The sequence below is a fragment of the Nocardia sp. NPDC058666 genome, from assembly GCF_042714895.1.
In the GTDB taxonomy this organism is placed as follows: domain Bacteria; phylum Actinomycetota; class Actinomycetes; order Mycobacteriales; family Mycobacteriaceae; genus Nocardia.
The window spans coordinates 89,555-116,257 of record NZ_JBHXRY010000001.1; the positions used below are offsets into that span (position 1 = coordinate 89,555).

The 26,703-nt window shown below is 69.4% G+C and carries 1 protein-coding gene (running past one end of the window); it reads left to right on the forward strand.

Translation table 11 applies throughout. The features are described 5' to 3' along the window. Positions 1-26,703: the 5' portion of a non-ribosomal peptide synthase/polyketide synthase gene (locus tag ACFWVD_RS00390; RefSeq protein WP_379239738.1), read on the forward strand. 17,265 nt of this gene lie beyond the right edge of the window; only the first 26,703 of its 43,968 coding nucleotides appear in the window; its start codon is at positions 1-3; the stop codon falls past the right edge of the window.

The following is a 26,703-nucleotide window of genomic DNA, read 5'->3' on the forward strand; positions in this document are numbered from 1 at the left end:
TTGGACCGGCTGGATTTCGGCGGAAACGGCGAAACTGGTGACGGACGTGGAGACTCTTCGGAGTACTTCCCGCTCTCGCCCGCACAGCTGGGTATCTGGTACGCGCAGCACGTCGACCCACAGGTGCCGATCAACATCGCCCAGTACGTCGACCTGCGTGGACGCCTCGACGTCGCCGCCCTGGAACGGGCGAGCGCCGGCGCGGCATCGGACCTGGAATCGGGCTGGTTGCGCATCGTCGAGGTCGACGGTGAGCCCATGCAGACCGTGGACCCCAGCCAGGACGCGACGCTGATCTATGTCGACGTGCGTGGCGAAGCCGACCCCGAAGCCGCCGCCGCCGCGTGGATGCGCGCCGAGTACAGCCGCCCACTCGACATCGTCGCCGACCGTCTCGTGCAAGCCGCCGCGCTGCACCTGGCCGACGACCGCTGGTACTGGTATGCCCGCGTGCACCACATCGTGCTCGACGGTTTCGGCGCCAACAACTTCGTCAATCGCACGGCACAGCTCTATACCGCGGAGGTCACCGGCACCCCGGCCCCGCCGAACAAGGCGACCGATCTGCGGGCGCTGTACGAGTCCGAGATCTCCTACCGCGACAGCACCCGGTTCCAGTCCGACAAAGAACACTGGGCGCAGCGTGTGGCGGGTCTGGAAGAGGGCAGCAGCCTCACCGGCCGCTCGGCTCCGCCCTCGCCGGTCAACGACATCACCAGCGCCGCACTGAACCCGGCACAGGACCAGCTGCTCACCGCGGCGATCGCCCGCCACGACAGCACCGCCGCGCCGTTGCTCATCGCGGGTTTCGCCGCGTACCTGGCCCAGATCACCGGCACCGAAGACGTCATCCTCAGCCTGCCCGTCACCGCCCGCACCACCGCGGTGATGCGACGCTCGGGCGGCGCGACCTCCAACATCGTCCCGCTGCGCCTGCGCGTGGGCCACGACACCACCGTCGCGCAACTGCTGCGCGCGGTGACCACCGAAGTCTCCGGCGCCCTGCGCCACCAGCGCTACCGCCACGAGGACATCCGTCGCGATTCCGCGGGCGACGGCATGGTCTCCACGGAGTTCTTCGGACCGTGGGTCAACATCATGCTGTTCGACAATCACCTGCGGTTCGGTGACATGGAAGGCACGCTCAACGTGCTGTCCACGGGCAGCATCGAAGACCTGGGCGTCAACTTCTATCAGTCGCACGGCGGCACCCGCTCGCACATCGACTTCGAGACCAACCCGAACCTGTACTCCGCGACCGAGGCACAGACCCACCACGGGCGGTTCCTGGAGTTCTTCGACCGCTTCCTGGCCGCCGACGCCGAGCTGCCGGTCTGGAGTCTGCCGGTCACCGGCACCGCCGAGCTGGAACGCTCGCTGACCGAGTGGAACGACGCCGCGCACGAGGTCCCCGCGACCACGCTGCCCGCGCTGCTCGACGCGCAGATCCCGCGCACCCCCGACAACATCGCCCTGGATTTCGAAGGCGAAACCCTCACCTACGCCGAGTTCGCCGCGAAGGTGAACCGCCTGGCCCGCTTCCTGATCGCCGACGGCGTCGGCCCGGAATCGCTTGTCGCCCTTGGCATGCGCCGCTCGCTGGACCTGGTCATCGGCATGCACGCAGTGCTCCGGGCCGGTGGCGCGTACGTGCCGATCGACCCCGATCACCCCGCCGATCGCACCGCCTACATCCTCGAGTCCGCGGCACCGGTCTGCGTGCTGACCACCAGCGCAGACGAGCTGGATCTGCCCGACAACGTCGCCCGCGTGGAGATCGATCGACTCGACACGACCGGTTTCGACGCCACACCTGTCACCGACGCCGACCGCCTGTCGCCGCTGCGCCCGGACAACACGGCCTACGTCATCTACACCTCGGGTTCCACCGGCCGCCCCAAGGGCGTCGCGGTCACGCACCACGCGATCGTGAACCAAGAGCTGTGGATGCTGGACGAGTACCAGCTCACCGCCGATGACGTCTACCTGCAGAAGACCGCCACCACCTTCGACGTGTCGCTGTGGGGTTACTTCCTGCCGCTGATGGTCGGCGCGAAGCTGGTTATCGCCAGCCCCGACGGTCATCGCGATCCGCTGTACGTCGCGGACATGATCGAGCGGCACGGCGTGACCGTGACCGACTTCGTCCCGTCGATGCTGACGGTGTTCGTCTCGCACGCCACGCGCGCCCAATGCGCAACGCTGCGTGCGGTTTTCGTCATCGGCGAAGCCCTGCCTCCCGAGACCGCCGCAGGTCTGCGCGCGATCTCCGACGCGGGCCTGCACAACCTCTACGGCCCCACCGAAGCGGCGGTCTCGGTCACCTACTGGGAGGCCACCGAAGCCGACACCACGCAGGTGCCGATCGGTATCCCCGAGTGGAATGTCGAAGTCTACGTACTGGATTCGCGCCTGCGCCCGGCCGCGATCGGTGCCCCGGGTGAGCTGTATCTGGCGGGCCGTCAGCTGGCGCGCTGCTACCGTGGCCGCCCCGACCTGACCTCGGATCGTTTCGTCGCCAACCCCGTCGGCGGCCCCGGCGAGCGCATGTACCGCACCGGTGACCTGGTGCGGTGGAACGCAAGTGGCGTGCTCGAGTACATCGGCCGCACCGACTTCCAGGTCAAGTTCCGTGGTCAGCGCATCGAGCTCGGTGAGATCGAAACCGACCTGCTCGCGCACCCGACCGTCAGTCAGGCCGCGGTCCTGGTGGTCGACACCGCGACCGGCCAGCAGCTGGTGGCCTACATCGTGCCCGCGCCCGGCCAGTCCGCCGATCCGGCGACGCTGACCCGCTTCGTGTCCGAGAAGCTGCCCGCCTACATGGTGCCCGCGTCGATCATGGTGCTGGACGCCTTCCCGCTCAACACCTCCGGCAAGCTGGACCGTAAGGGCCTGCCCGAACCCGTCTTCACCGCTGCCGCAGGCGATTTCCGTGCCGCGCGGACCCCCGCCGAGCAGATCGTGGCCGGCATCTTCGCCGACGTGCTCAGCCAGGAACGGGTGGGCGCCGACGACAACTTCTTCGAACTGGGCGGCAACTCGCTGGTCGCCACCCAGGTCGTGGCCCGCATCGGCGCCGCCTTCGGCATCCAGCTCGGCGTGCGCGCGCTGTTCGAGACCCCGACCGTGGCCGGGCTGGCCGCGCGGGCCGAATCCGCCACGCCCGCAGAGACTTCCGCTACCCGTCCGGCGCTGGTCGCGCAGCCGCATCCCGAGCGGGTGCCGCTGTCGCTGGCGCAGCAGCGGATGTGGTTCATCAACCAGTTCGATCCCGCCGCGCCCACCTACAACCTGCCGTTCGTGGTGCGGATGAAGGGTCGCGTCGACGTCGACGCCCTGATCGCCGCGCTCAATGATGTTGTGGTGCGCCAGGAATCGCTGCGCACGATCTTCCCCGACGCCGACGGCGGCTTCCAGCGGGTGCTGGGCCCCGACGAATTCGACCTCGGCATCACGGTCACTCCGATCGACCAGTCGCTGTTGCAGAACACGCTGATCGACTTCGCGTCGACCGGTTTCGACGTCACCCTCGAACTGCCCATCCGCGTGCAGATCTTCAAGGTCGTCGGCGGAAACACCAACGGCACACCGGAATACGCCGTCGCCTTCGTCGTGCACCACATCGCCGCCGACGGTTTCTCCTTCGGTCCGCTGGCCCGCGACGTCGCCTCGGCCTACCTCGCGCGCGCCGCGGGGGAGTCGCCCGCATGGGTGCCGCTGCCGATCCAGTACCGCGACTACACCGTGTGGCAGCACGAGCTGCTGGGCGCGGAATCCGACCCGGCATCCATCGCCGCCCGCCAGATCGATCACTGGCGTCGTGCCCTCGACGGCCTGCCCGACCAGCTCGACCTGCCCGCGGATCGCATCCGCCCGCAGCGGCAGAGCTTCCGCGGCGCGCAACTGGGCTTCGACATCGACCCCGCGCTGCACGCGGAACTGAACGCACTGGCACGGGCGCAGGGCGTCACGCTGTTCATGGTCATGCACGCCGCCCTTGCGGTGCTGTTGTCGCGACTGTCCAACACCCGCGACATCGCCGTCGGCACGCCGATCGCCGGTCGTGGCGAACAGGCCCTCGACGACGTGATCGGCATGTTCGTCAACACCCTGGTGCTGCGCTCCGACGTGGACCCCGGCCTGTCGTTCGCGGACTTCCTCGCCCGCACCCGCGAGACCGACCTGGCCTCGTTCGGCAACGCCGACGTGCCCTTCGAACGCCTGGTCGACGTGCTCAACCCGACCCGCTCGCAGGCCCGGCACCCGCTGTTCCAGGTGATGCTGTCGTTCCAGGAGATGTCGCACGGCGAACTGGAACTGCCCGGCCTCACCGTCAGTGCCGACGAGCTCGAGGTCGGCATCGCCAAGTTCGACCTGCAGTGGACCATCACCGAACAGCACAGCAGCACCGGCGCACCGCAGGGTCTGGCCGCGGTCGCGCAGTTCGCCACCGATCTGTTCGACGTGGAGACGGTGCAGTCGTTCATCGACCGACTGATCTCGATCCTGCGGGCGATCACGGTCGACCCCACGGTCGCGGTGGGCGATATCGACCTGCTCGAGGCGCAGGAACGTCGCGATGTGCAGCAGCAGTGGGTGAGCTCGGCACCCGACGGTGGCACCGGCCGGTTCGCCGACCGCGAGATCACCCTGGTCGACCTGTTCGAGTCCGCGGCCGCCGCGCATCCGCACAATATCGCCGCCCGCTACGGCGCGGAATCGCTGACCTACGCCGAGCTCGACAGGCGCGCGAATGCGTTGGCGCGCAAGCTGATCGCCGACGGCGCGGGCCCGGAGTCGCTGGTCGCGGTGATCCTGCCGCGCTCGCTGGACCTGGTCGTCGCGCTGCTCGCGGTGGTCAAGACCGGCGCGGGTTACGTGCCGGTCGATCCGACCTACCCGGCCGAGCGCATCGCGTACGTGCTCGAGGACTCGCGCCCGACCAGCGTGGTCATCGACGCCGACACCGAGGTCGAGCTGGCCGACGACCTGCCCGTGCTGGTGCTGCGCGACTTCGACGATGTCGACGACGCCCCGATCACCGACGCCGACCGCCTGGCCCCGCTGTCCCCGGACAACGTCGCCTACGTCATCTACACCTCCGGCTCGACCGGCCGCCCCAAGGGTGTCGCGGTCGCGCACCGCAACGTCGTGCGCCTGTTCGCCAACACCGACCGCGACTTCGGTTTCGGACCCGACGACGTGTGGACGCTGTTCCACTCCTACGCCTTCGACTTCTCGGTGTGGGAACTGTGGGGTCCGCTGCTGTTCGGCGGCACCGTCGTGGTGGTCGACTACTTCACCTCCCGTTCGCCCGAGCAGTTCCTCGACCTGCTGCGGACCGAGCGGGTCACCGTGCTCAACCAGACCCCGTCGGCGTTCTACCAGCTCGCCGAAGCCGACCGCAACGCCGGAGCTACGGCCGCCCCGCTGGCCCTGCGCTACGTCGTGTTCGGTGGTGAGGCGCTCGAGCTGCGCCGCCTGTCCGACTGGGTGAGCAGGCACGGCGACGGCCACGGCCCCGACGCCACCGGTCCGATGCTGGTCAACATGTACGGCATCACCGAGACCACGGTGCACGTGTCCTACCGTGCGCTGGACGCGGACACCATCGGCGCGGCCTCGGGCTCGATCGTGGGTCGCGCCATCGCCGGACTCAGTGTGTACGTGCTGGATTCGCGACTGCGGCCGGTGCCGGTCGGCGTCGCGGGCGAGATGTATGTGGCGGGCCCGCAGCTGGCCCGCGGCTACCTCGGTCGCCCCGACCTGACCGCGACCAGGTTCGTCGCGAGCCCGATGGGCGACGGCGCGCGGCTGTACCGTTCCGGCGACCTCGCGCGCTGGAACCGCTTCGGCGAACTCGAGTACCTCGGCCGCGCCGACGACCAGGTCAAGGTGCGTGGTTTCCGCATCGAGCTCGGTGAGATCGAAGCCGCCGTGCTCGCGGTGCCCGGCATCTCCCAAGCCGCGGTCATCGTGCGCGAGGATCAGCCGGGCGGCCAGCGGATCGTGGCGTACGTCGTGGCCGATGAGGGCAGGCTCGATCTCGACGAGGTCCGCCAGTCCGCCGCCGAGCAGCTCCCGGCGTACATGGTGCCGTCGGCGTTCGTGCAGATCGACACCGTCCCGCTGACCGTCAACGGCAAGCTGGACCGCCGTGCGCTGCCCGCGCCGGTGTTCGAGATGCGCGAATTCCGTGCTCCCACAACGCCGATCGAGCAGATCGTGGCGCAGATCTTCGCCGACGTGCTCGGTGTGCCGCGCATCGGCGTGGACGACGACTTCTTCGAACTGGGCGGCAACTCGCTCATCGCGACCCAGGTGGTCTCGCGCGTGGGCATCGCCCTGGACACGCGTGTTCCGGTTCGGATGCTGTTCGAGGCGTCCACGGTCGCGGCGCTGGCCGCGCGGGTGGAGTCGCAGGCCGGCGACGGTGCGCACAAGGCGCTGGTCGCGCGCGAACGTCCCGATCGGGTGCCGCTGTCGCTGGCGCAGCAGCGCATGTGGTTCCTCAACCGCTTCGACACCGCCTCGGCGGTCAACAACATCCCCGTCGCGATCCGGCTGTCCGGTGACCTGGACGTGGCCGCGCTGCAGGTCGCGGTCATCGACGTCATCGACCGGCACGAGTCGCTGCGCACGGTGTTCCCCGACTCCGGCAACGGTCCCGTGCAGGTGGTTCTCGACGCCGCGCAGATCGTGCCCGACCTCACCCCGTACCGGGTCACCGAGGACAACCTCATCGATCACCTGATCGATCTGGCCTCGATGGCGTTCGACGTGACCAGCGAAGTGCCGTTGCACGCACGGCTTTTCGAGGTGTCGGAGTCCGAGTACGTGCTCGGCATGGTGGTGCACCACATCTCCGCCGACGGCTGGTCGATGTCGCCGCTGTCGCGCGACGTGATCATGGCCTACGCCGCGCGCACCTCGTGGGAAGCGCCGACCTGGGCCGAATTGCCCGTCCAGTACGCCGATTACGCGCTGTGGCAGCGTGAGGTGCTCGGTTCGGAATCCGATCCGAAGTCGCTGATCTCCTCCGAGATCGCCTACTGGGCAAAAGAACTCGCGGATCTGCCCGACGAGCTCGTGCTGCCCGCCGATCACCCGCGCCCGCCCGCCGCTTCCTACCGTGGCGGCACCTACAGCTTCGTGATCGCCGGCGAAACCCAGCGCGCCCTGGTCGAATTGGGCCGCCGCTACAACGCCTCGCTGTTCATGGTCATGCACAGCGCGCTGGCCGTGCTGCTCGCGCGTGCCAGCGGCACCACCGACATCGCGATCGGCACCCCGGTCGCCGGTCGTGGTGACCAGGCACTGGACGACCTCGTCGGCATGTTCGTCAACACCCTGGTGTTGCGCTCGCAGGTCGAGGGCGCCACCCCGTTCGCGACCCTGCTCGACCAGGCCCGCGAGACCGACCTGCAGGCCTTCGCGCACGCCGACGTGCCCTTCGAGCGCCTGGTCGAGGTGCTCAACCCGGCCCGTTCGCAGGCCCGCCACCCGCTGTTCCAGGTGATGCTGTCGTTCCAGAACAACAAGCAGGCCTCGCTGCAGCTGCCCGGCCTTGCCGTCAGCGGCATCGATTACGACCCGCAGCTGGCCAAGTTCGACCTGCAGCTCACGCTGACCGAGGTGCAGGACACCGACGGTGAAGTCGGCGGTATGGCGGCCGAGTTCTCCTATGCGCTCGACCTTTTCGAGGAACCCACGATCGCCGCGTTCGCGCGCAGGCTCGACAACATCTTCGCCGCGATCGTGGCCGACCCCGAGGTGTTCGTCGGCGATATCGACCTGCTCGCGCCCGAGGAGCACGCACAGGTCCTGGTCGACTGGAACGACACCGCGCACGCGGTGCCGCACGCCACCCTGGTGTCGCTGTTCGACGCGCAGGTGCAGCGCACCCCCGACGCCGTGGCCCTGGTCTTCGACAACGAGGAACTGTCCTACCGCGAGCTGCAGGAGCGCGCCAACCGCATCGCCCGCCGCCTGATCGCCGACGGCATCGGCCCCGGCGACCATGTGGCACTGGCGATTCGGCGTTCCACCGAACTGGTCGTGGCCATGTACGCGGTGCTGCAGACCGGCGCCGCCTACGTGCCGCTGGACCCGGATCAGCCCGCCGATCGCATCGGCCACATCATCGAGACCGCGCAGCCGCGGCTGGTGCTCACCAGTCGTCGCGACGGGTTCGAGGCCGACGGTGTCACCGTGCACGCGTTGGAGAACATCGAATCGCCCGCCGATTTCAGCGGCGCGCCGATCACCGATGCCGAACGCGTGCAACCGATTCGGGCCACCAACACCGCCTACGTGATCTTCACGTCGGGCTCGACCGGTCGCCCCAAGGGCGTCGCGGTCGACCACGCCGCGATCGTGAACCGACTGCTGTGGATGCAGCACGAGTACCCGATCGACGCCGCCGACGCCGTGCTGCAGAAGACCCCCGCCACCTTCGACGTGTCGGTGTGGGAGTTCTTCTGGCCCTTGCAAACCGGCGCCCGCCTGGTGGTGGCCAAGCCCGACGGCCACCGCGACCCGGTGTACCTGGCCCAGATCATCGCCGAGCGCGGCATCACCACCGCGCACTTCGTGCCCTCGATGCTGTCGGTGTTCGTGTCCACGCTGGGCACCAACGGCAACGGCACCGCCGTGCGCCTGCGCCAGGTGTTCGCCTCCGGTGAGGCGCTGCCCGCGCCGACCGCGCAGCGCCTGCGCGAGCTGACCGGCGCCCGCCTGCACAACCTGTACGGCCCCACCGAAGCCGCGGTCGACGTGACCTATCACGAGGTCACCGACGCCGACACCGAGTCGGTGCCGATCGGCCGCCCGGTGTGGAACACCCGTGTGTTCGTGCTGGATTCGCGCCTGCATCCGGTCGCCCCCGGTGTCGCGGGAGAGCTCTATCTCGCGGGCGATCAGCTGGCCGTGGGTTACCTCAACCGCGCCGACCTCACCGCCGACCGTTTCGTCGCCAACCCGTACGGCGCGGCCGGTTCGCGCATGTACCGCACCGGCGACCTCGTCACGTGGTCCTCGGTGTCCGACGGCGACCTGTCCTACGGTGAACTGAACTACTTGGGCCGCACCGACTTCCAGGTGAAGCTGCGCGGCCTGCGCATCGAACTCGGCGAGATCGAAGCGACCCTGCTGGCTCAGCCGGGCGTCGCGCAGTCGGTCGTGGTCGTGCGCTCTGACCCGCACTCCGGTGACCAGCTCGTGGGTTACGTTGCGCCCGAAGCGGATACGGTCCTGGACGTGGCCGCCGTGAAGGCCGGCATCACCGCGGAACTGCCCGCCTACATGGTGCCCGCGGCCCTGGTGGTGCTGGATGTGTTCCCGCTCAACGCTTCCGGCAAGCTCGACCGCAAGGCGCTGCCCGCGCCGGTGTTCGAAGCCAAGATGTTCCGTGCGCCCTCCACGCCGATCGAGGAGATCGTCGCCGAGATCTTCGCCGATCTGCTGGGCGCCGAACGCGTCGGCGTCGACGACGACTTCTTCGCCCTCGGCGGCAACTCGCTGGTGGCCACCCAGGTCGCCGCACGCCTGAGCAAGGCCCTGGACGCCGAGGTCGGCGTGCGCACCCTGTTCGAAGCACCGACGGTCGGCGCGCTGGCCGCACGCGTGGAATCGCACGCGGGCACCGGTCTGCGCGCCGAGCTCACCGCCGGGCCGCGTCCGGAGCAGCCGCCGCTGTCGCTGGCACAGCAGCGCATGTGGTTCCTGAACCGCTTCGACGTCGCCGATACCGGCACCTACAACATCCCGGTCGCGGTCCGCCTGCAGGGCCTGCTCGACCTGCCCGCCCTGCGCGGCGCGGTCGCCGATGTGATCGCCCGCCACGAAACCCTGCGCACGATCTACCCGGTGTTCGTCGCGCCGGAGTCGGCTCGCGCGACCATGCCCGACGGCACCCCCTTCCAGAAGGTGCTGTCCGCCGCCGCCTCGATTCCCGACGTGGAACTGATCGAGGCCGACGAGACCGACATGGCGTCCTCGCTCTACGAGTTCGCCCGCCGCGGTTTCGACGTCACCGCCAATGCCCCTGTGCGCCTTCGCGTGTACGAACTCAGTGAACGCGAACACGTGCTGGTGATGGTGGTCCACCACATCGCCGCCGACGGTTTCTCGCTGCGCCCGCTGGTGCGCGACCTGATGACCGCCTACGTGGCCCGCACCGCCAACACCGAACCCGGCTGGCCGCCGCTGGCCGTGCAGTACGTGGACTACGCGCTGTGGCAGCGCGAAATCCTCGGCGACGAAGCCGACCCGACCTCGCTGATCTCCGAACAGCTCGACCACTGGCGCGGCGCGCTGGCCGACCTGCCCGACGAACTGCGGCTGGGCTACAAGTCGCGGCCCGCCCAGCCCAGCTACCAGGCGGGCACGCACCGCTTCGAACTGCCGGGCGAGCTCGTGGAGGCACTGAACCAGGTCGCCCACGACCACAGCACCACCCTGTTCATGGTGGTGCACAGCGCGTTCGCCGTGCTGCTGTCGCGCCTGTCCGGCACCGACGACATCGCCATCGGCACCCCCGTCGCCGGTCGCGGCCAGCAGGCCCTCGACGACCTGGTCGGCATGTTCGTCAACACCCTGGTGTTGCGCGCGCAGGTCGACCCCGCCGCCACCTTCACCGAACTGCTCGGCCAGGTCCGCGAACACGACCTGGCCGCCTTCGCGCACGCCGACGTGCCGTTCGAACGCCTCGTCGAGGTGCTCAACCCGGCCCGCTCGCAGTCGCGGCACCCGCTGTTCCAGGTGATGCTGTCGTTCCAGAACCTGGGCCGCACCACCCTGGAACTGCCCGGCCTCACGGTCTCCGAACTGGGCATCGACCAGCACATGGCCAAGTTCGACCTGCAGCTCGCGCTCAGCGAGGTCCCCGACGACAGCCACATGGAAGCCGAACTGGTCTACGCCACAGACCTTTTCGACGCCGAGTTCGCCGCGAAGTTCGGTGCCCGCCTGCTGCGCGTGCTCACCGCCATCGTCGTGGACCCCGCAGCCCCCGTCGGTGACATCGAACTCCTGGATACCGCCGAACGTTCGCTGGTGCTCGACCGCTGGAACGACACCGAATTCGCCGTCGACGCCGCACTGAGCACCCCCAGCGACGACGACCCGGCCACCCTGCACGCCCTGTTCGAAGCCCAGGTCGCGCGGACTCCCGACGCGATCGCGCTCACGTTCGAGGGGACGAGTCTGTCCTACGCCGAGTTCGCCGGGCGAGTGCGTCAGCTGGCGCGCTGGCTCAAGGACGCCGGTGTCGGCCCGGAATCGTATGTGGCCCTTGGCATGAGGCGCTCGATCGACCTGCTGGTCGGCATGTACGCCGTCTCCGCCGCCGGTGGCGCCTACGTGCCGCTCGACCCCGATCACCCGGCCGAGCGCATCGAGCACATCCTCGATACCGCGCAGCCGGTCTGCGTCCTGACTTCGGGCGAGAGCCTGCCCGCGGCCGCCGGTCGCGAGGTGCGCATCGACCAGCTCGACCTCTCCGGTCACTCGACCGAGCCGGTCACCGACGCCGACCGGCACCGCCCGCTGCGCTCGGACAACACCGCCTACATCATCTTCACCTCCGGCTCCACCGGTCGCCCCAAGGGTGTCGCGGTCAGCCACGCGGCCATCGTGAACCGCCTGGTCTGGATGCACGCCGCCTACGGCCTGGCCGCCGACGACGTGGTGCTGCAGAAGACCCCCGCCACCTTCGACGTGTCGGTCTGGGAGTTCTTCTGGCCCTTGCAAGTCGGTGCGCGCCTGGTCGTGGCCAAGCCGGACGGGCATCGCGACCCGGCCTACCTGGCCCGGCTGATCGCGGCCGAGCAGGTCACCACGGTGCACTTCGTGCCGTCGATGATGGCCGTGTTCGTCACCGAACCGCTTGCCGCCGACTGTGTTTCGCTGCGTAACGTCTTCGCCTCCGGTGAGGGTCTGCCCGCACCGACCGCGCAGCGTCTGCGTGAACTGACCGGCGCCGCACTGCACAACCTGTACGGCCCCACCGAAGCCGCCGTCGACGTGACCTATCACGAGGTCACCGACGCCGACACCGAGACGGTGCCGATCGGTGCCCCGGTGTTCAATACCCGTCTGTACGTGCTCGATTCGCGACTGCGCCCCGTTCCCGTGGGTGTCGCGGGTGAGCTCTACCTCGCGGGCGTGCAGCTGGCCCACGGCTATGTGGGCCGCGCCGACCTGACCATGGACCGCTTCGTCGCCGACCCGTTCGTGCTCGGCGAGCGCATGTACCGCACCGGTGACCTCGTCACCTGGACCGCGGACGGCGAGCTGGAGTACTTGGGCCGCACCGACTTCCAGGTGAAGTTGCGCGGTCTGCGCATCGAGCTCGGCGAGATCGAGTCCGCTTTGACGGCGCTGCCGGAGATCGCCCAGTCGGTGGTCGTGGTGCGTGCCGACGAGCACACCGGCGATCAGCTGGTCGCCTACGTCATCCCGGCCACCGGCGCCACCGTCGACACCGACGCGGTCAAGCTGGCCCTCGGCACCGAACTGCCCGTGTACATGGTGCCCGCGGCCTATGTCGTGCTGAATGCGTTCCCGCTCAACGCTTCCGGCAAGCTCGACCGTAAGGCGCTGCCGTCGCCGGTGTTCGCCGTGCGCGCGTTCCAGGCCCCGGTCACGCCGGTGCAGCAGATCGTGGCCGCCACCTTCGCCGAGGTGCTGGGTGCCGGTCAGGTCGGTCTCGACGACGACTTCTTCGAACTCGGCGGCAACTCGCTGATCGCCACTCGGGTCGCCGCGCGGCTGTCCGAGGCACTGGACACCCAGGTGCCGTTGCGCGCGCTGTTCGAAGCATCGACCGTGGCCGCGCTGGCCGCCCGCGTGGAAACGCACACCGGTCGCGGTGGACGCGTTCCCCTCGCGCCGCGCCCGCGTCCCGAACTGGTGCCGCTGTCGCAGGCCCAGCAGCGGATGTGGTTCCTCAACCGCTTCGACAACCGCACCGCCGTCAACAACATCCCGGTCGCGATCCGCCTCACCGGCGACCTCGACGTCGCCGCGCTGGAAGCGGCCATCGCCGATGTGGTGGCCCGGCACGAGTCGCTGCGCACCTTCTACCCGGCTGCGGACTTCACCGCGGGCGCGGTCGAAGAGGGCGCCGGTTACCAGCAGGTCCTGCCCGCCGACGAGGTCCGGTTCGCCCTGCCCGTCCAGCCGGTCGCCGCGAGCGATGTGGTCGCGCGCGTGATCGAACTGGCGAGCGTGCACTTCGACGTGACCCGCGAAATCCCGTTCCGCGCAAGCCTTCTGCGCGTCGACGAGCGCACCCACGTGGCTGTGCTGGTCATGCACCACATCAGCGGTGACGGCTTCTCGCTGCGTCCGCTGCTGCGCGATGTCGTGATCGCCTACACCGAGCGCACCCGCGGCGAGATCCCCGCCTGGGCGCCCCTCGAGGTCCAGTACGCGGACTACACCCTGTGGCAGCGTGAGGTGCTGGGCGAGGAGTCCGATCCCGAATCGGTCGCCGCGAGCCAGCTCACCTACTGGACCGAGCAGCTGCGCGACCTGCCCGACCAGATCGAACTGCCCGCCGACCGCCCGCGCCCCGAGGTCGCCACCAATGCCGGTGACCTGCACCGCTTCTCGGTCGACGCGCCACTGCACCACGCGCTGACCGAGATCGCCCGCGCCCGCGGCGTCACCCTGTTCATGGTGATGCACGCGGCACTGGCCACCTGGGCCGCGCGCCTGTCCAACAGCACCGACATCGCCATCGGCACCCCCATCGCCGGTCGCGGCGAGCGCACCCTCGACGACTTGGTCGGCATGTTCGTCAACACCCTGGTGCTGCGCAGCGAGGTCGACTCGAGCGCGAGCTTCGGCGACCTGCTCGACCAGATCCGCAAGGTGGACCTGTCCGCCTTCGCCAACGCCGACGTGCCCTTCGAGCGCCTGGTCGACGTGCTCAGCCCCGCCCGCTCGCAAGCGCACCACCCGCTGTTCCAGGTCGCGCTGACCTTCGAAGCGGCCACCGCCGCCGACACCGGCACCATCGCGCTGCCCGGCCTGGACCTCGATGTCGTCGACTTCGACCCGGGCACAGCGAAATTCGACGTGCAGCTCACCGTCGGCGAAGCCGCCGACGGCTCGCTTGCCCTGTCGTGGAACTACGCCACCGATCTGTTCGACGCCGAGACCGTCGCCGCCTTCGGTGACCGCCTCGTGCGCATCCTGCGCAGCGTCGCGGAGAACCCCGACGTGATCGTCGGCGATATCGACCTGCTCGGCGAGGCCGAACAGCGCGACGTCGCCCAGCGCTGGGTGTCCTCGGGCGCCGACGCCATCGGCCTGCCGGTCATCCACGACGCCAGCACCCCCGCCGGCTACCGGCGCGGCCTGTTCGGCAACAAGCACACCACTCTGGTCGACCTGTTCGACGCGGCGGCGCAGGCCTACCCGGACCGCATCGCCGCCAAGTTCGGTGTCGAATCGCTGACCTACGCCGAACTCGACCGGCGCGCGAATGTGTTGGCGCGCAGGCTCATCGACGACGGCGCGGGCCCGGAATCGCTGGTCGCGGTGATCCTGCCGCGCTCGCTGGACCTGGTCGTCGCCCTGCTCGCGGTGGTCAAGACCGGTGCCGGTTACGTACCGGTCGACCCGACCTACCCGGCCGAGCGCATCGCCTACGTCCTGGAAGACTCGCGTCCCACCAGCGTGGTGCTCGATTCCACGGTCCAGGTGACCGTGCCCGAGCACCTGCCCTCGGTGATCCTCGACGGCTTCGCGGTGGAAACCGGCAATGTCGAAGACGCCGACGACGCCCCGATCACCGACGCCGACCGCCTCGCGCCGCTGTCGCCGGACAACGTCGCCTACGTCATCTACACCTCCGGCTCGACCGGCCGCCCCAAGGGCGTCGCCGTCGCGCACCGCAATGTGGTGCGCCTGTTCGCCAACACCGACCGCGACTTCGGCTTCGGTCCGCGCGACGTGTGGACGCTGTTCCACTCCTACGCCTTCGACTTCTCGGTGTGGGAACTGTGGGGCCCGCTGCTGTTCGGCGGCGAGCTGATCGTGGTCGACTACTACACCTCGCGTTCGCCCGAACAGTTCCTGGAACTGCTGCGGGTGGAGCAGGTGACGGTGCTCAACCAGACGCCGTCGGCGTTCTACCAGTTGGCCGAGGCCGACCGCAACGCCGGACCGGGTCTCGAGCCCCTCGCGCTGCGCTACGTCGTGTTCGGCGGCGAGGCCCTCGAATTGCGTCGCCTGTCGGATTGGGTTGCGCGCCACGGTGACAGCTCGCCGACGCTGGTCAACATGTACGGCATCACCGAGACCACGGTGCACGTGTCGTTCCGTGCGCTGGACGCGAAAACCATTGCGGCCGCGGCCGGTTCGGTCGTCGGCCGGGCCATCGCGGGCCTGGGCGTGTACGTCCTCGACAACCGGTTGCGGCCGGTTCCGGTCGGTGTAGCGGGCGAAATGTACGTCGCCGGACCGCAGTTGGCGCGCGGCTACCTCGGTCGCCCCGACCTGACCGCCACCCGCTTCGTCGCCAACCCCCTCGCGGGCCCGAACCAGGGCGGCTCGCGCCTGTACCGCTCCGGCGACCTCGCGCGCTGGAACCGTTTCGGCGAACTCGAATACCTCGGCCGCGCCGACGACCAGGTCAAGGTCCGCGGCTTCCGTATCGAACTCGGTGAGATCGAAGCCGCCGTGCTCGCGCAGCCCGGTATCGCCCAGGCCGCGGTCATCGTGCGCGAGGATCAGCCGGGTGACCAGCGGATCGTCGCCTACGTGGTCGCCGAGGGCGAACTCGAACCCGACCTCGAAACCATCCGCGGCGGCGCCGCCGAACAGCTGCCCGCCTACATGGTGCCCGCCGCGCTCGTGCGGCTCGAGTGGATCCCGCTGACCGTCAACGGCAAGCTCGACCGCCGCGCCCTGCCCGCCCCCGCCGTGCAGGCGCGCGCCTTCCGCGCACCCGTCACACCGGTGCAGGAGACCGTCGCCGCGGTCTTCGCCGACGTGCTCGGCCTGGACCGGGTCGGCGTCGACGACGACTTCTTCGACCTCGGCGGCAACTCGCTCATCGCCACCCGCGTGGTCGCCCGCATCGGCGCGGCACTGGGCACCACGGTTCCCGTGCGCGCGCTGTTCGAGGCCTCCACCGTGGAAGCCCTTGCGGCACGGGTGGAATCGCACACCGGCGGCACCGCCCGCGCGGCGCTGGTCGCCCGCGAACGCGCCGACGGTGAACTGGTTCCGCTGTCGTTCGCGCAGCAGCGCATGTGGTTCCTCAACAAGTACGACACCACGTCCGCGGCCTACAACCTGCCCGTCGCGAACCGCCTCACCGGCGAACTCGACACCGAGGCACTGTCTTTGGCGCTGGCCGACCTGGTCCGCAGGCACGAATCGCTGCGCACCCGCTACCCCGAACACGGCGGCACCCCGGTCCAGCAGATCGTTGCGGCGGAACGCATTTCGCTGGACCTGCGCCCGATCGCGATCGCGCAGGACGAGCTGTTCGCCACCGTCACCGAGTTCGTGTCCACCGGTTTCGATGTGGCCGAACAGGTTCCGATGCGCGCGCGTCTGTTCAAGGTGAACGGGGTCGACGAGCACGTGCTCGTCGTCGTGGTCCACCACATCGCCGCCGACGGCTTCTCCATCGCGCCGCTGACCCGCGACGTGATGCGCGCCTACACCGCCCGCGCCCAGGGCACCGCCCCCGGCTGGGCACCCCTGCCCGTCCAGTACGCCGACTTCGCCATCTGGCAGCGCGCGGTTCTCGGCACCGAGGACGACACCGACTCGCTCATGTCGCGCCAGGTCGGTTACTGGCAGTCCCAGCTCGCCGGCGTCCCCGACGAACTGACCCTGCCGTTCGACCGCCCCCGCCCGGCCATCGCCTCGCACATCGGCGCCAGCGTGCACCGCGAACTCTCGCCCGAGCTGATCGCGAAGCTCGACGAGGTCGCCCGCCGCCAAGGCGCGTCGCTGTTCATGGTCATGCACACCGCGCTGGCGGTCCTGCTGTCCCGCCTGTCGGGCTCCGACGACATCGCCATCGGCACCCCCATCGCGGGCCGCGGCGAGCAGGCCCTCGACGACCTGGTCGGCATGTTCGTCAACACCCTGGTCCTGCGCACCGGCGTGCGCCCGGCCGACTCCTTCACCGACCTGCTGGAACAGGCCCGCATCGCCGACCTCGACGCCTTCGGCAACGCCGACGTCCCGTTCGAGCGACTGGTGGAACTGCTGGCCCCCGAACGCTCGCAGTCGCGCAACCCGCTGTTCCAGGTGATGCTGGCCTTCCAGAACCTGGACCGCACCACCCTGGAACTGCCCGGCCTCGCCGTCTCCGCGCTGGACCTCGAGGAGAGCGTCGCCCGCTTCGACCTGCAGTTCACCCTGTCCGAGCTGGGCGAACCCGGCCACGGCGGCATGGCGCTGGCACTGAACTACGCCACCGAACTGTTCGACGAGGACACCGTCGCCGGCATCGCCGTGCGCTGGCAGCGCGTGCTGGAAGCGATCGCCGCCGACGCCACGATCCCGGTCGGCGCGATCGACGTGCTCGACGCCGCCGAGCGCTCCGACCTGGTGTTCCGGGTCGGCGAACCGCCGGTGCCCGCCCGCACCCTGCGCAACCTCCTGGCCGCGGCCGTCGCCCAGAACCCGACCGGCGATGCCGTGGTGTTCCAGGGGACAGCTGTGTCCTACGCGGACCTCGATGAACGCTCGAACCGGTTGGCGCGCTTGCTGATCGCCGAGGGGATCGGCGCCGAAGACCTCGTCGCCATCGGTGTCCCGCGTTCGGCCGATTCGGTGTTGGCCGCGTGGGCCGTCGCCAAGACCGGTGCGGCTTTCGTCCCGGTCGACCCGACCTACCCGGCCGACCGCATCGCCCACATGGTCACCGACTCCGGTTCGCCGCTGGGCATCACCGTCGCATCGGTGCTGGGCGGACTGCCCGACATCGCCTCGGCCGGGGCGACCGCAGATGCTCCCGCATCCGGTTGGCTCGTGCTGGACGAACTCGATCTCGCTCGCTTCGACGGTGGCCCGATCGCTGACTCGGAACTGGTCCGCGCGACCAGCCCCGAACAGCCCGCCTACGTCATCTACACCTCCGGCTCGACCGGCGTCCCCAAGGGCGTCGTGGTCACCCATGCCGGTCTCGCCAACTTCGGCGAGGAGCAGGCGAAGCGTTACGGGCTCGACTCCGCAACGCGCGCACTGCATTTCGCGTCCCCCTCATTCGACGCCTCGATCCTGGAACTGCTGCTGGCCCTGGCCCGCGGCGGCACCCTGGTCGTGGTCCCGCCGGGCGTCTACGGCGGCGACGAACTGTCCGAACTGATCCGCACCGAGCAGGTCACCCACGCCTTCATCACCCCCGCCGCCCTGGCCACCTTCGACCCCAGCGGCCTCGACTCCCTGCGCGTCCTGGTCGCCGGTGGTGAAGCGGTCCCCGCGGACCTCGTGTCGAAGTGGGCAGTTCCCCTGGCGGACGGCACCACTCGCGCCTTCCACAACGGTTACGGCCCCACCGAGACCACGATCATGACCAACATCAGCGCCGCGCTGGTGCCGGGCGAACTGGTCACCATCGGTGGACCGACGCGCGGCATGCGCTCGCTGATCCTGGATGCCCAGCTCCAGCCCGTTCCGGTGGGTGTCGCGGGTGAGCTCTACCTGTCGGGCATCCAGCTGGCCCGCGGCTACCACGCCCGCGCCGGCCTCACCGCCGACCGGTTCGTCGCCGACCCGTTCCTGCCGGGCGAGCGCATGTACCGCACCGGCGACGTCGTGCGCTGGACCGCCGACCGCACCGTCGAATACGTCGGCCGCTCCGACTTCCAGGTCAAGATCCGTGGCTTCCGTATCGAACTCGGCGAGATCGACTCCGCCCTCGCCGCACACGAGACCGTCGACTTCGCCACCACCGTCGGCCACAAGAGCACCGCCGGCGCCGTCTCGCTGGTCGCGTATGTGGTTGCCGCACCGGGTCATTCGATCGACATCGCCGCCCTGACCGCGCACGTCGAAGACCGACTGCCCGCGTACATGGTGCCGTCGTCGATCATGGTGATCGACCACGTGCCGCTGACACCCGTCGGCAAGCTCGACCGCAAGGCACTGCCCGAACCGGTCTTCGCCACCGAGGTCACCTTCAGGGCCGCACGCAATCCGATCGAACAGACCATCGCCGAAGTCTTCGCCGAGGTCCTCGGCGTGGAGCGCGTGGGTGTCGACGATTCGTTCTTCGCCCTCGGCGGCGACTCGATCGTCTCCATCCAGCTCGTCTCCCGCGCCAAGGCACGCGGCGTGCTGTTCTCCCCGCGCAACGTCTTCGAACAGCGCACCGTCGCCGGACTCGCCTCGGTCGCCGAAACCGCCGATGTCGCAGCAGCTTCCGCGATCACCCTCGCCGAACTGCCCGGTGGTGGCGTCGGCGACATGCCGCTGACCCCGGTCGTCCGCTTCATGGCCGAGCGGGCCGGTTCGTACAACCGGTTCAACCAGACCATGGCACTGGAACTGCCGGTCGGCATCGACCGCGCGGGCATCGCCGCCACCGTCGGCGCGGTCATCGACCGCCACGACATGCTGCGCTCGCGCCTGCACCAGGTCGACGGCCGCTGGGTCGTCACCACCGCCCCCACCGGCACCGTCGACGCCACCGAGCTGATCGACCGCACTGTTTTCGACCCGAACGTCTCCGATGACGAACTGGTCGAAATCGCCTCGGCCGCACTGGATGCCAGCCTCGACCGCCTCGATCCGGCCAACGGCATCGTCGTGCGCTTCGTCTGGCTGGAACCGGATGTCGCGTCCTCTCGCGCAGGTCGCCTGATCGTCGTCGCCCACCACCTCGTGGTCGACGGTGTTTCGTGGCGCATCCTCGTGCCCGACTTCGTGTCCGCGTGGGGTCAGCTCTCTTCGGGCCAGCAGCCCGAACTCGGCGCCCCCGCCACCTCCATGCGCGCCTGGGCGCACGCACTGGCCGACGAGGCGCGCAGCACCGACCGCGCCGCCGAGCTGGACTTCTGGCGTGCGGTTGTCGAAACCCCGGACCCGCTGCTCACCGAGCGGCCGATGGACCCCGCGGTCGACGTCTCCGGCGTGGTCGAGAAGCTGCCGGTCGAGGTGTCCGCCGAGGTCACCAAGGCACTGCTCACCACCGTCCCCGCCCTGTTCCACGGTGGCGTCAACGACGGCCTGCTCACCGCGCTGGCCCTGGCCGCCGCCAAGTGGCGCTCCACACGCACCGGCCCCGGCGCGCTCGGCAACGGCCGCCGCGCCGACGCGGACAACGACGCACTGCTCGTGCGTCTCGAAGGCCACGGCCGTGAGGAAGAGGTCGCGCCCGGCGCCGACCTGTCCCGCACCGTCGGCTGGTTCACCGCCATCTTCCCGGTCCGCCTCGACCTGGCGGGCATCGACATCGACGCCGCCCTCGCCGGTGGACCCGCACTGGGCCAGGCCGTGAAGGCCGTCAAGGAACAGCTGCTCGCGGTGCCCGACAAGGGCATCGGTTACGGCCTGCTGCGGTACATGAACGCCGAGACCGCCGCCGAACTGCCCACGCAGCTCCCCGGCCAGATCAGCTTCAACTACCTGGGCCGCGTCGCCGACAGCGATGTCCCCGACGCCCTGCGCGGCTTCGGCTGGATCCCAGCACCCGAGCTGGCCGCCCTCGGCGGCGCCTACGACGCCGACATGCCCGCCATGGCACCCCTCGACGTGAACGCGATCGTCGTCGGCGACAAGCTCAGCGCCAATATCGGCTACCCGAGCACCCTGCTCGCCGAAGCCGAGGTCCGCGAATTCGCCGACCTGTGGATCACCGCGCTGGAAGCCGTTGCCCGGCACGCCAACTCGGCCGACGCGGGCGGCCACACCCCGTCCGACTTCGCCCTCGTGCGCGCCACCCAGCGCGACATCGACACCTGGGAAACCCGCTACCCCGAACTCACCCAGGTGTGGCCGCTCGCCGCGCTGCAGGCAGGCCTGTTCTTCCACGCGCGCCTGGCCGCCACCTCGGTCGACGTCTACACCGCCCAGGCCGTCCTCACGCTCACCGGTCGCGTCGACGCCACCCGTCTGCGCGCGGCGGCCCAGGCCCTGCTGGACCGCCACGAAACCTTGCGCACCGCGTTCGTCACCGACCACGACGGCAATGCCGTGCAGGTCGTCCTCGACACCACCCGCGTGGCCTGGACCGAACACGACCGCACCGAATCGGGCGAATTCGCCGATCTCGTCGAGGCCGACCGCACCGCTCGCTTCGACCTGGCGAACCCGCCGCTGATCCGCTTCACCCTGATCCAGATCGCCGAGCACGAATGGCGCTTCGTGGTGTCCAACCACCACATCCTCCTCGACGGCTGGTCGACGCCGCTGGTCATGCGCGACCTGCTCGCCCTCTACGCCCTGCACGGCGACGCGAGCGCGCTGCCCGCCGTCCGCTCCTACCGGCACTTCCTGGAATGGGTTGCCCGCCAGGATCATTCGGTCTCGGTCGAGGCCTGGTCCGATGCCCTGCGCGGTGTCACCGAGCCGACCATGCTGGCCCGCCCCGACGCGAGCCGCGAGATCGCCGCCCTGTCCGACGAGTACCTATTCGACCTCGACGAGGCCACCACCGCGCGCATGGTCGCCCTGGCCGCCGACCTCGGCGTCACCCCGAACACCGTCCTGCAGGTCGCCTGGTCGATCGTGCTCGGTCGCATGACCGGCCGCGACGACGTGCTCTTCGGCACCACCGTCTCGGGTCGCCCCGCGCAGCTGTCGGGCGTGGAATCCATGGTCGGCCTGTTCATCAACACCGTCCCGGTGCGTGTGCGCTTCGACGCCGCGGAATCGGTGCGCGACGTGCTCACCCGCACCCAGGGCGAGCAGGCCGACCTCCTCGACCACCACTACATCGGCCTCGCCGAGATCCAGTCCGCCGCCGGCATCGGTGGCCTGTTCGACTCCCTGGTCGTCTTCGAGTCCTACCCGGTCGACGCCGAGGGCATCAAGGCCCAGGCCGCCGACATCGACGGCATGGCCGTCACCGGCCTCGACGCCGCCGACGCCACCCACTACCCGCTGTCGCTGATCGCCCAGCTCGACACCCAGCTGCGCATCCGCGCCGGCTACCTGAGCGACCTGTTCGACGCCGCCACCGTGCACCGCATCGCCGAACGCCTCATCCGAGTGCTCACCGCGATCACCACGGAACCGACTGTGGCCGTAGGCGATATCGCACTGCTCGATGCCGCCGAACGCGAACTGGTCGTGCGCGAGTGGAACGCCACCGCGCACGAGGTCGACCAGCAAGCAACTTTGATCTCGATGTTCGAGGCCCAGGTCGCCCGCACACCGCAGGCGATAGCCCTGTCCTTCGAAGGCACGAACCTCACCTACGCCGAATTCGCCCACCGCGTCTACCGCCTGTCGCGCTGGCTGATCGACCGCGGCGTCGGCCCGGAAACCTATGTGGCACTGGGCATGCGCCGCTCGATCGACCTGGTCGTGGGCATGTACGCGGTGAGCATGGCCGGTGGCGCCTACGTGCCGCTGGACCCCGACCACCCGGCCGAGCGCACGGAATACATTCTGGCAACGGCGGATCCGGTGTGCGTGCTCACCTCGGGCACCGACCTGGACATCGACACCGCGCAGGTCCGCATCGACCTGCTCGACCTCGACGGCTACACCGACACCCGCGTCACCGACGCCGAGCGCATCGCGCCGCTGCGTCCGGAGAACACCGCGTATGTGATCTTCACGTCGGGTTCGACGGGTCGTCCGAAGGGTGTTGCGGTCAGCCACGGTGCGATCGTCAACCGCCTGGTCTGGATGCAGGAGGCCTACGGTCTGACCGAGGCCGACGTGGTGCTGCAGAAGACGCCTGCCACGTTCGACGTGTCGGTGTGGGAGTTCTTCTGGCCCTTGCAGATCGGCGCTCGCCTGGTCGTCGCCAAGCCCGACGGCCATCGCGATCCCGCGTACCTCGCGGAGATCATCCGCGCCGAGGCCGTCACCGTCACGCACTTCGTTCCGTCGATGCTCGCGGTGTTCGTCGCCGATGCCGCTGCCGCACAGTGCGATTCGCTGCGCATGGTGTTCGCCTCCGGTGAAGCGTTGCCGCCCAAGCCCGCTCACCGTCTGCGCGAGCTGACCGGTGCCGCGCTGCACAACCTGTACGGCCCCACCGAGGCCGCGGTCGACGTCACCTTCCACGAGGTCGTTGACACCGATATCGACACCGTGCCGATCGGTGCGCCGGTCTTCAACACCCAGGTCTACGTCCTCGACGCGCGCCTGCGCCCCGTCCCGGTCGGCGTCGCGGGTGAGCTCTACCTCGCCGGTGATCAGCTGGCGCGCGGTTACGTCGCCCGCCCGGACCTGACCGCGGACCGCTTCGTCGCCAGCCCGTTCGGCGAAGACGGCGAACGCATGTACCGCACCGGCGACCTCGTCGCCTGGACCGAACACGGCGAATTGGAATACCTGGGCCGCACCGACTTCCAGGTCAAGCTGCGCGGTCTGCGCATCGAACTCGGCGAGATCGAATCGGCGCTCACGGGCTTGGACGAGGTCGCCCAGTCGGTGGTCGTCGTGCGCGGCGATCAGCACACCGGCGACCAGCTCGTCGCCTACGTCATCCCCGCGACCGGCCGCACCGTCGACATCGAGGACGCCCGCGAGGAACTGGGCAACAACCTGCCCGCCTACATGGTGCCCGCGGTGATCATCGTCCTCGACGAGTTCCCGCTCAACGCCTCCGGCAAGCTCGACCGCAAGGCGCTGCCCGCGCCGGTGTTCGAGGCCGCGGTGTTCCGCGCCCCGACCACCCCGGTCGAGGAGATCGTCGCCGCCACCTTCGCCGGTGTGCTCGGCCTCGATCGGGTCGGCCTGGACGACGACTTCTTCGCCCTCGGCGGTAACTCGCTGACCGCCACCCAGGTCGCGGCCCGTCTGTCGGCTGCGCTGGACTCCGATATCGGCGTGCGTGAGCTGTTCGAAGCCTCCACCGTCGCCGCGCTGGCGGCCCGCGCCGAGACGCACTCCGGTGCCGAACGCCGCGCACCGCTGGTGCCGCAGCAGCGCCCCGAACGGGTGCCGCTGTCGCTGGCACAGCAGCGCATGTGGTTCCTGAACCGCTTCGACCCCGAGTCCGCAGTGGACAATATTCCTGCCGCCGTGCGACTTTCGGGTCTGCTCGACCGCCAGGCACTGCAGGTGGCCGTGGCCGACGTGCTCGCCCGCCACGAGTCCCTGCGCAGCTACTACCCCGAGGTCTCGGGCGCCGGCTACCAGGTGATCGTGCCGACCGGCAAGGTCATCCCCGACCTCGCACCGATCGAGACCACCGCCGCCGAACTGCCGCAACGCCTTTCGGAACTGGTACTCACCGCGTTCGACGTCACCACGCAGGTGCCGTTCCGCGCCGCCCTGTTCGAGATCAGCCCCACCGAACACGTGCTCGCCCTTGTCGTGCACCACATCTCGGCCGACGGCTTCTCCATGGGCCCGCTGACCCGCGACGTGATGACCGCCTACAGCGCCCGCGTCGAAGGCACCGAACCGGCCTGGCGACCCCTCGACGTCCAGTACGCCGACTTCACCCTGTGGCAGCGTGCCGTGCTCGGCGACGAGGACGATGCGAAATCGGTGATCGCCCAGCAGATCTCGTACTGGGGCTCGACCCTGCGCGGCCTGCCCGAACAGCTCGACCTGCCCGCCGACCGGCCGCGCCCCGCGGTCGCCAGCGGCCGCGGTGCCACCCACACCTTCGAGATCGACGCGAAAACCCATGCGGCACTGACAGACCTGGCCCGCACCCGTGGCGCGACGCTGTTCATGGTCACGCACGCGGCCCTCGCGCTGCTGCTCTCGCGCCTGTCCGGCGAGAACGACATCGCCATCGGCACCCCCATCGCGGGCCGTGGTGAACGTGCCCTCGACGACCTGATCGGCATGTTCGTCAACACCCTGGTGCTGCGCACCGAGGTCGACAGCGACGCCACCTTCACCGACCTGCTCGGCGAAGTCCGCGCCGCCGACATCGCCGCCTTCGGCCACGCCGACCTCCCCTTCGAGCGCCTGGTCGAGATCATCAACCCGGCCCGCTCGCAGGCCCGCCACCCGCTGTTCCAGGTCATGCTGGCCTTCCAGAACACCGCCCAGAACAGTCTCGAACTGCCCGGCCTCACGGTCAGCGGCGTAGACCTGCCGATCGACGTGGCGAAGTTCGACCTGCAGGTCGTGCTCACCGAGAAGCCCGGCGACGCGTCCGGCATGATCGCCGAGCTGATCTACGCCACCGACCTGTTCGACTCGGCGACGATGACCGCCTTCGGCGAGCGGTTCGTGCGTGTGCTCGAAGGTGTCGGCGCACAGCCTCAGCTATCGGTCGGCGATATCGACCTGCTCGGCACCGCTGAACGCGAGTTGGTGCTGAACAAGTGGAACGCCACCGAACTGGTTTGCATGGGTGGTATGACCGGCGCGTTCGTCGTCCCGGCCAACACCGACGCCACGCTGGTCGACCTCTTCCCCACCGACCCGGTCGATCCTGCGGCGATCGCGTTGACGTTCGAGGGGACAGCTCTGTCCTACGCCGAGTTCACCGGGCGAGTGAACCGATTGGCCCACAAGCTCATCGATTCCGGTGTCGGACCGGACGAGTTGGTCGCGCTCGGCATCCGCAGGTCGGCTGACCTCGTCGTCGCTGTGTACGCGGTGCTGGCAGCCGGTGGTGCCTACGTTCCGCTGGATCTGGATCAGCCTGCCGACCGCATCGCCTATGTCCTCGAGACCGCCGAGCCGACCGTAGTCCTGACCACCTCCGCCGACGCGTTCACACCAGAAGGCGTACAGACGCTAATCGTCGACGAACTCGACCTTTCCGGGTACGCCGATACCCCCATCGCCGATGTCGACCGCCTCGCGCCGCTGACCGGCGCCAATCTGGCCTACGTGATCTTCACGTCGGGTTCCACCGGTCGTCCAAAGGGCGTCGCGGTTCCGCACGCTGCCGCGTTCAACCAGATCACCTGGATCGCGGACGAGTACGAGATCACCGCCGACGACGTGGTGTTGTTCAAGACACCGCAGACCTTCGACGTATCGGTCTGGGAGTTGTTCGCGGCGCTGGCGCGCGGCGCGCGGATGGTCGTCGCGACCCCTGATGGCCATCGTGATCCGCAGTACCTTGCCGAGACGATCGCCGCCGAGGGAATCACCCTCACCTCCTTCGTGCCGTCGATGTTGTCGGTGTTCGCCGGCAGCGCCGAGCCCGCGCAGCTCGCCTCGGTACGGGCGCTGCTCGTCGCCGGTGAGGCGTTCACCTCCGACGTCGTCGACGCGATCCGTCAGGTCAGCCAGGCTGAGCTGTACAACCTCTACGGTCCGACCGAGTTCACCGTCCACGCCACGCACGCACCCGTTGCCGAGGACGTGCAGGGTGCGGTGCCGATCGGTGAGCCGGTACTGAACGCCAAGGCATTCGTTCTCGACTCGCGACTGCACCCGGTGGCACCGGGCGTCTCGGGTGAGTTGTACCTGTCCGGCGTACAGCTGGCCCGCGGTTATGTCGGCCGCGCCGATCTGACCGCCGATCGCTTCGTCGCCAACCCGTTCGTCGCTGGTGAGCGGATGTACCGCACCGGTGACCTCGTGCGCTGGGATGCGAACGGTTCGATCACCTACCTCGGC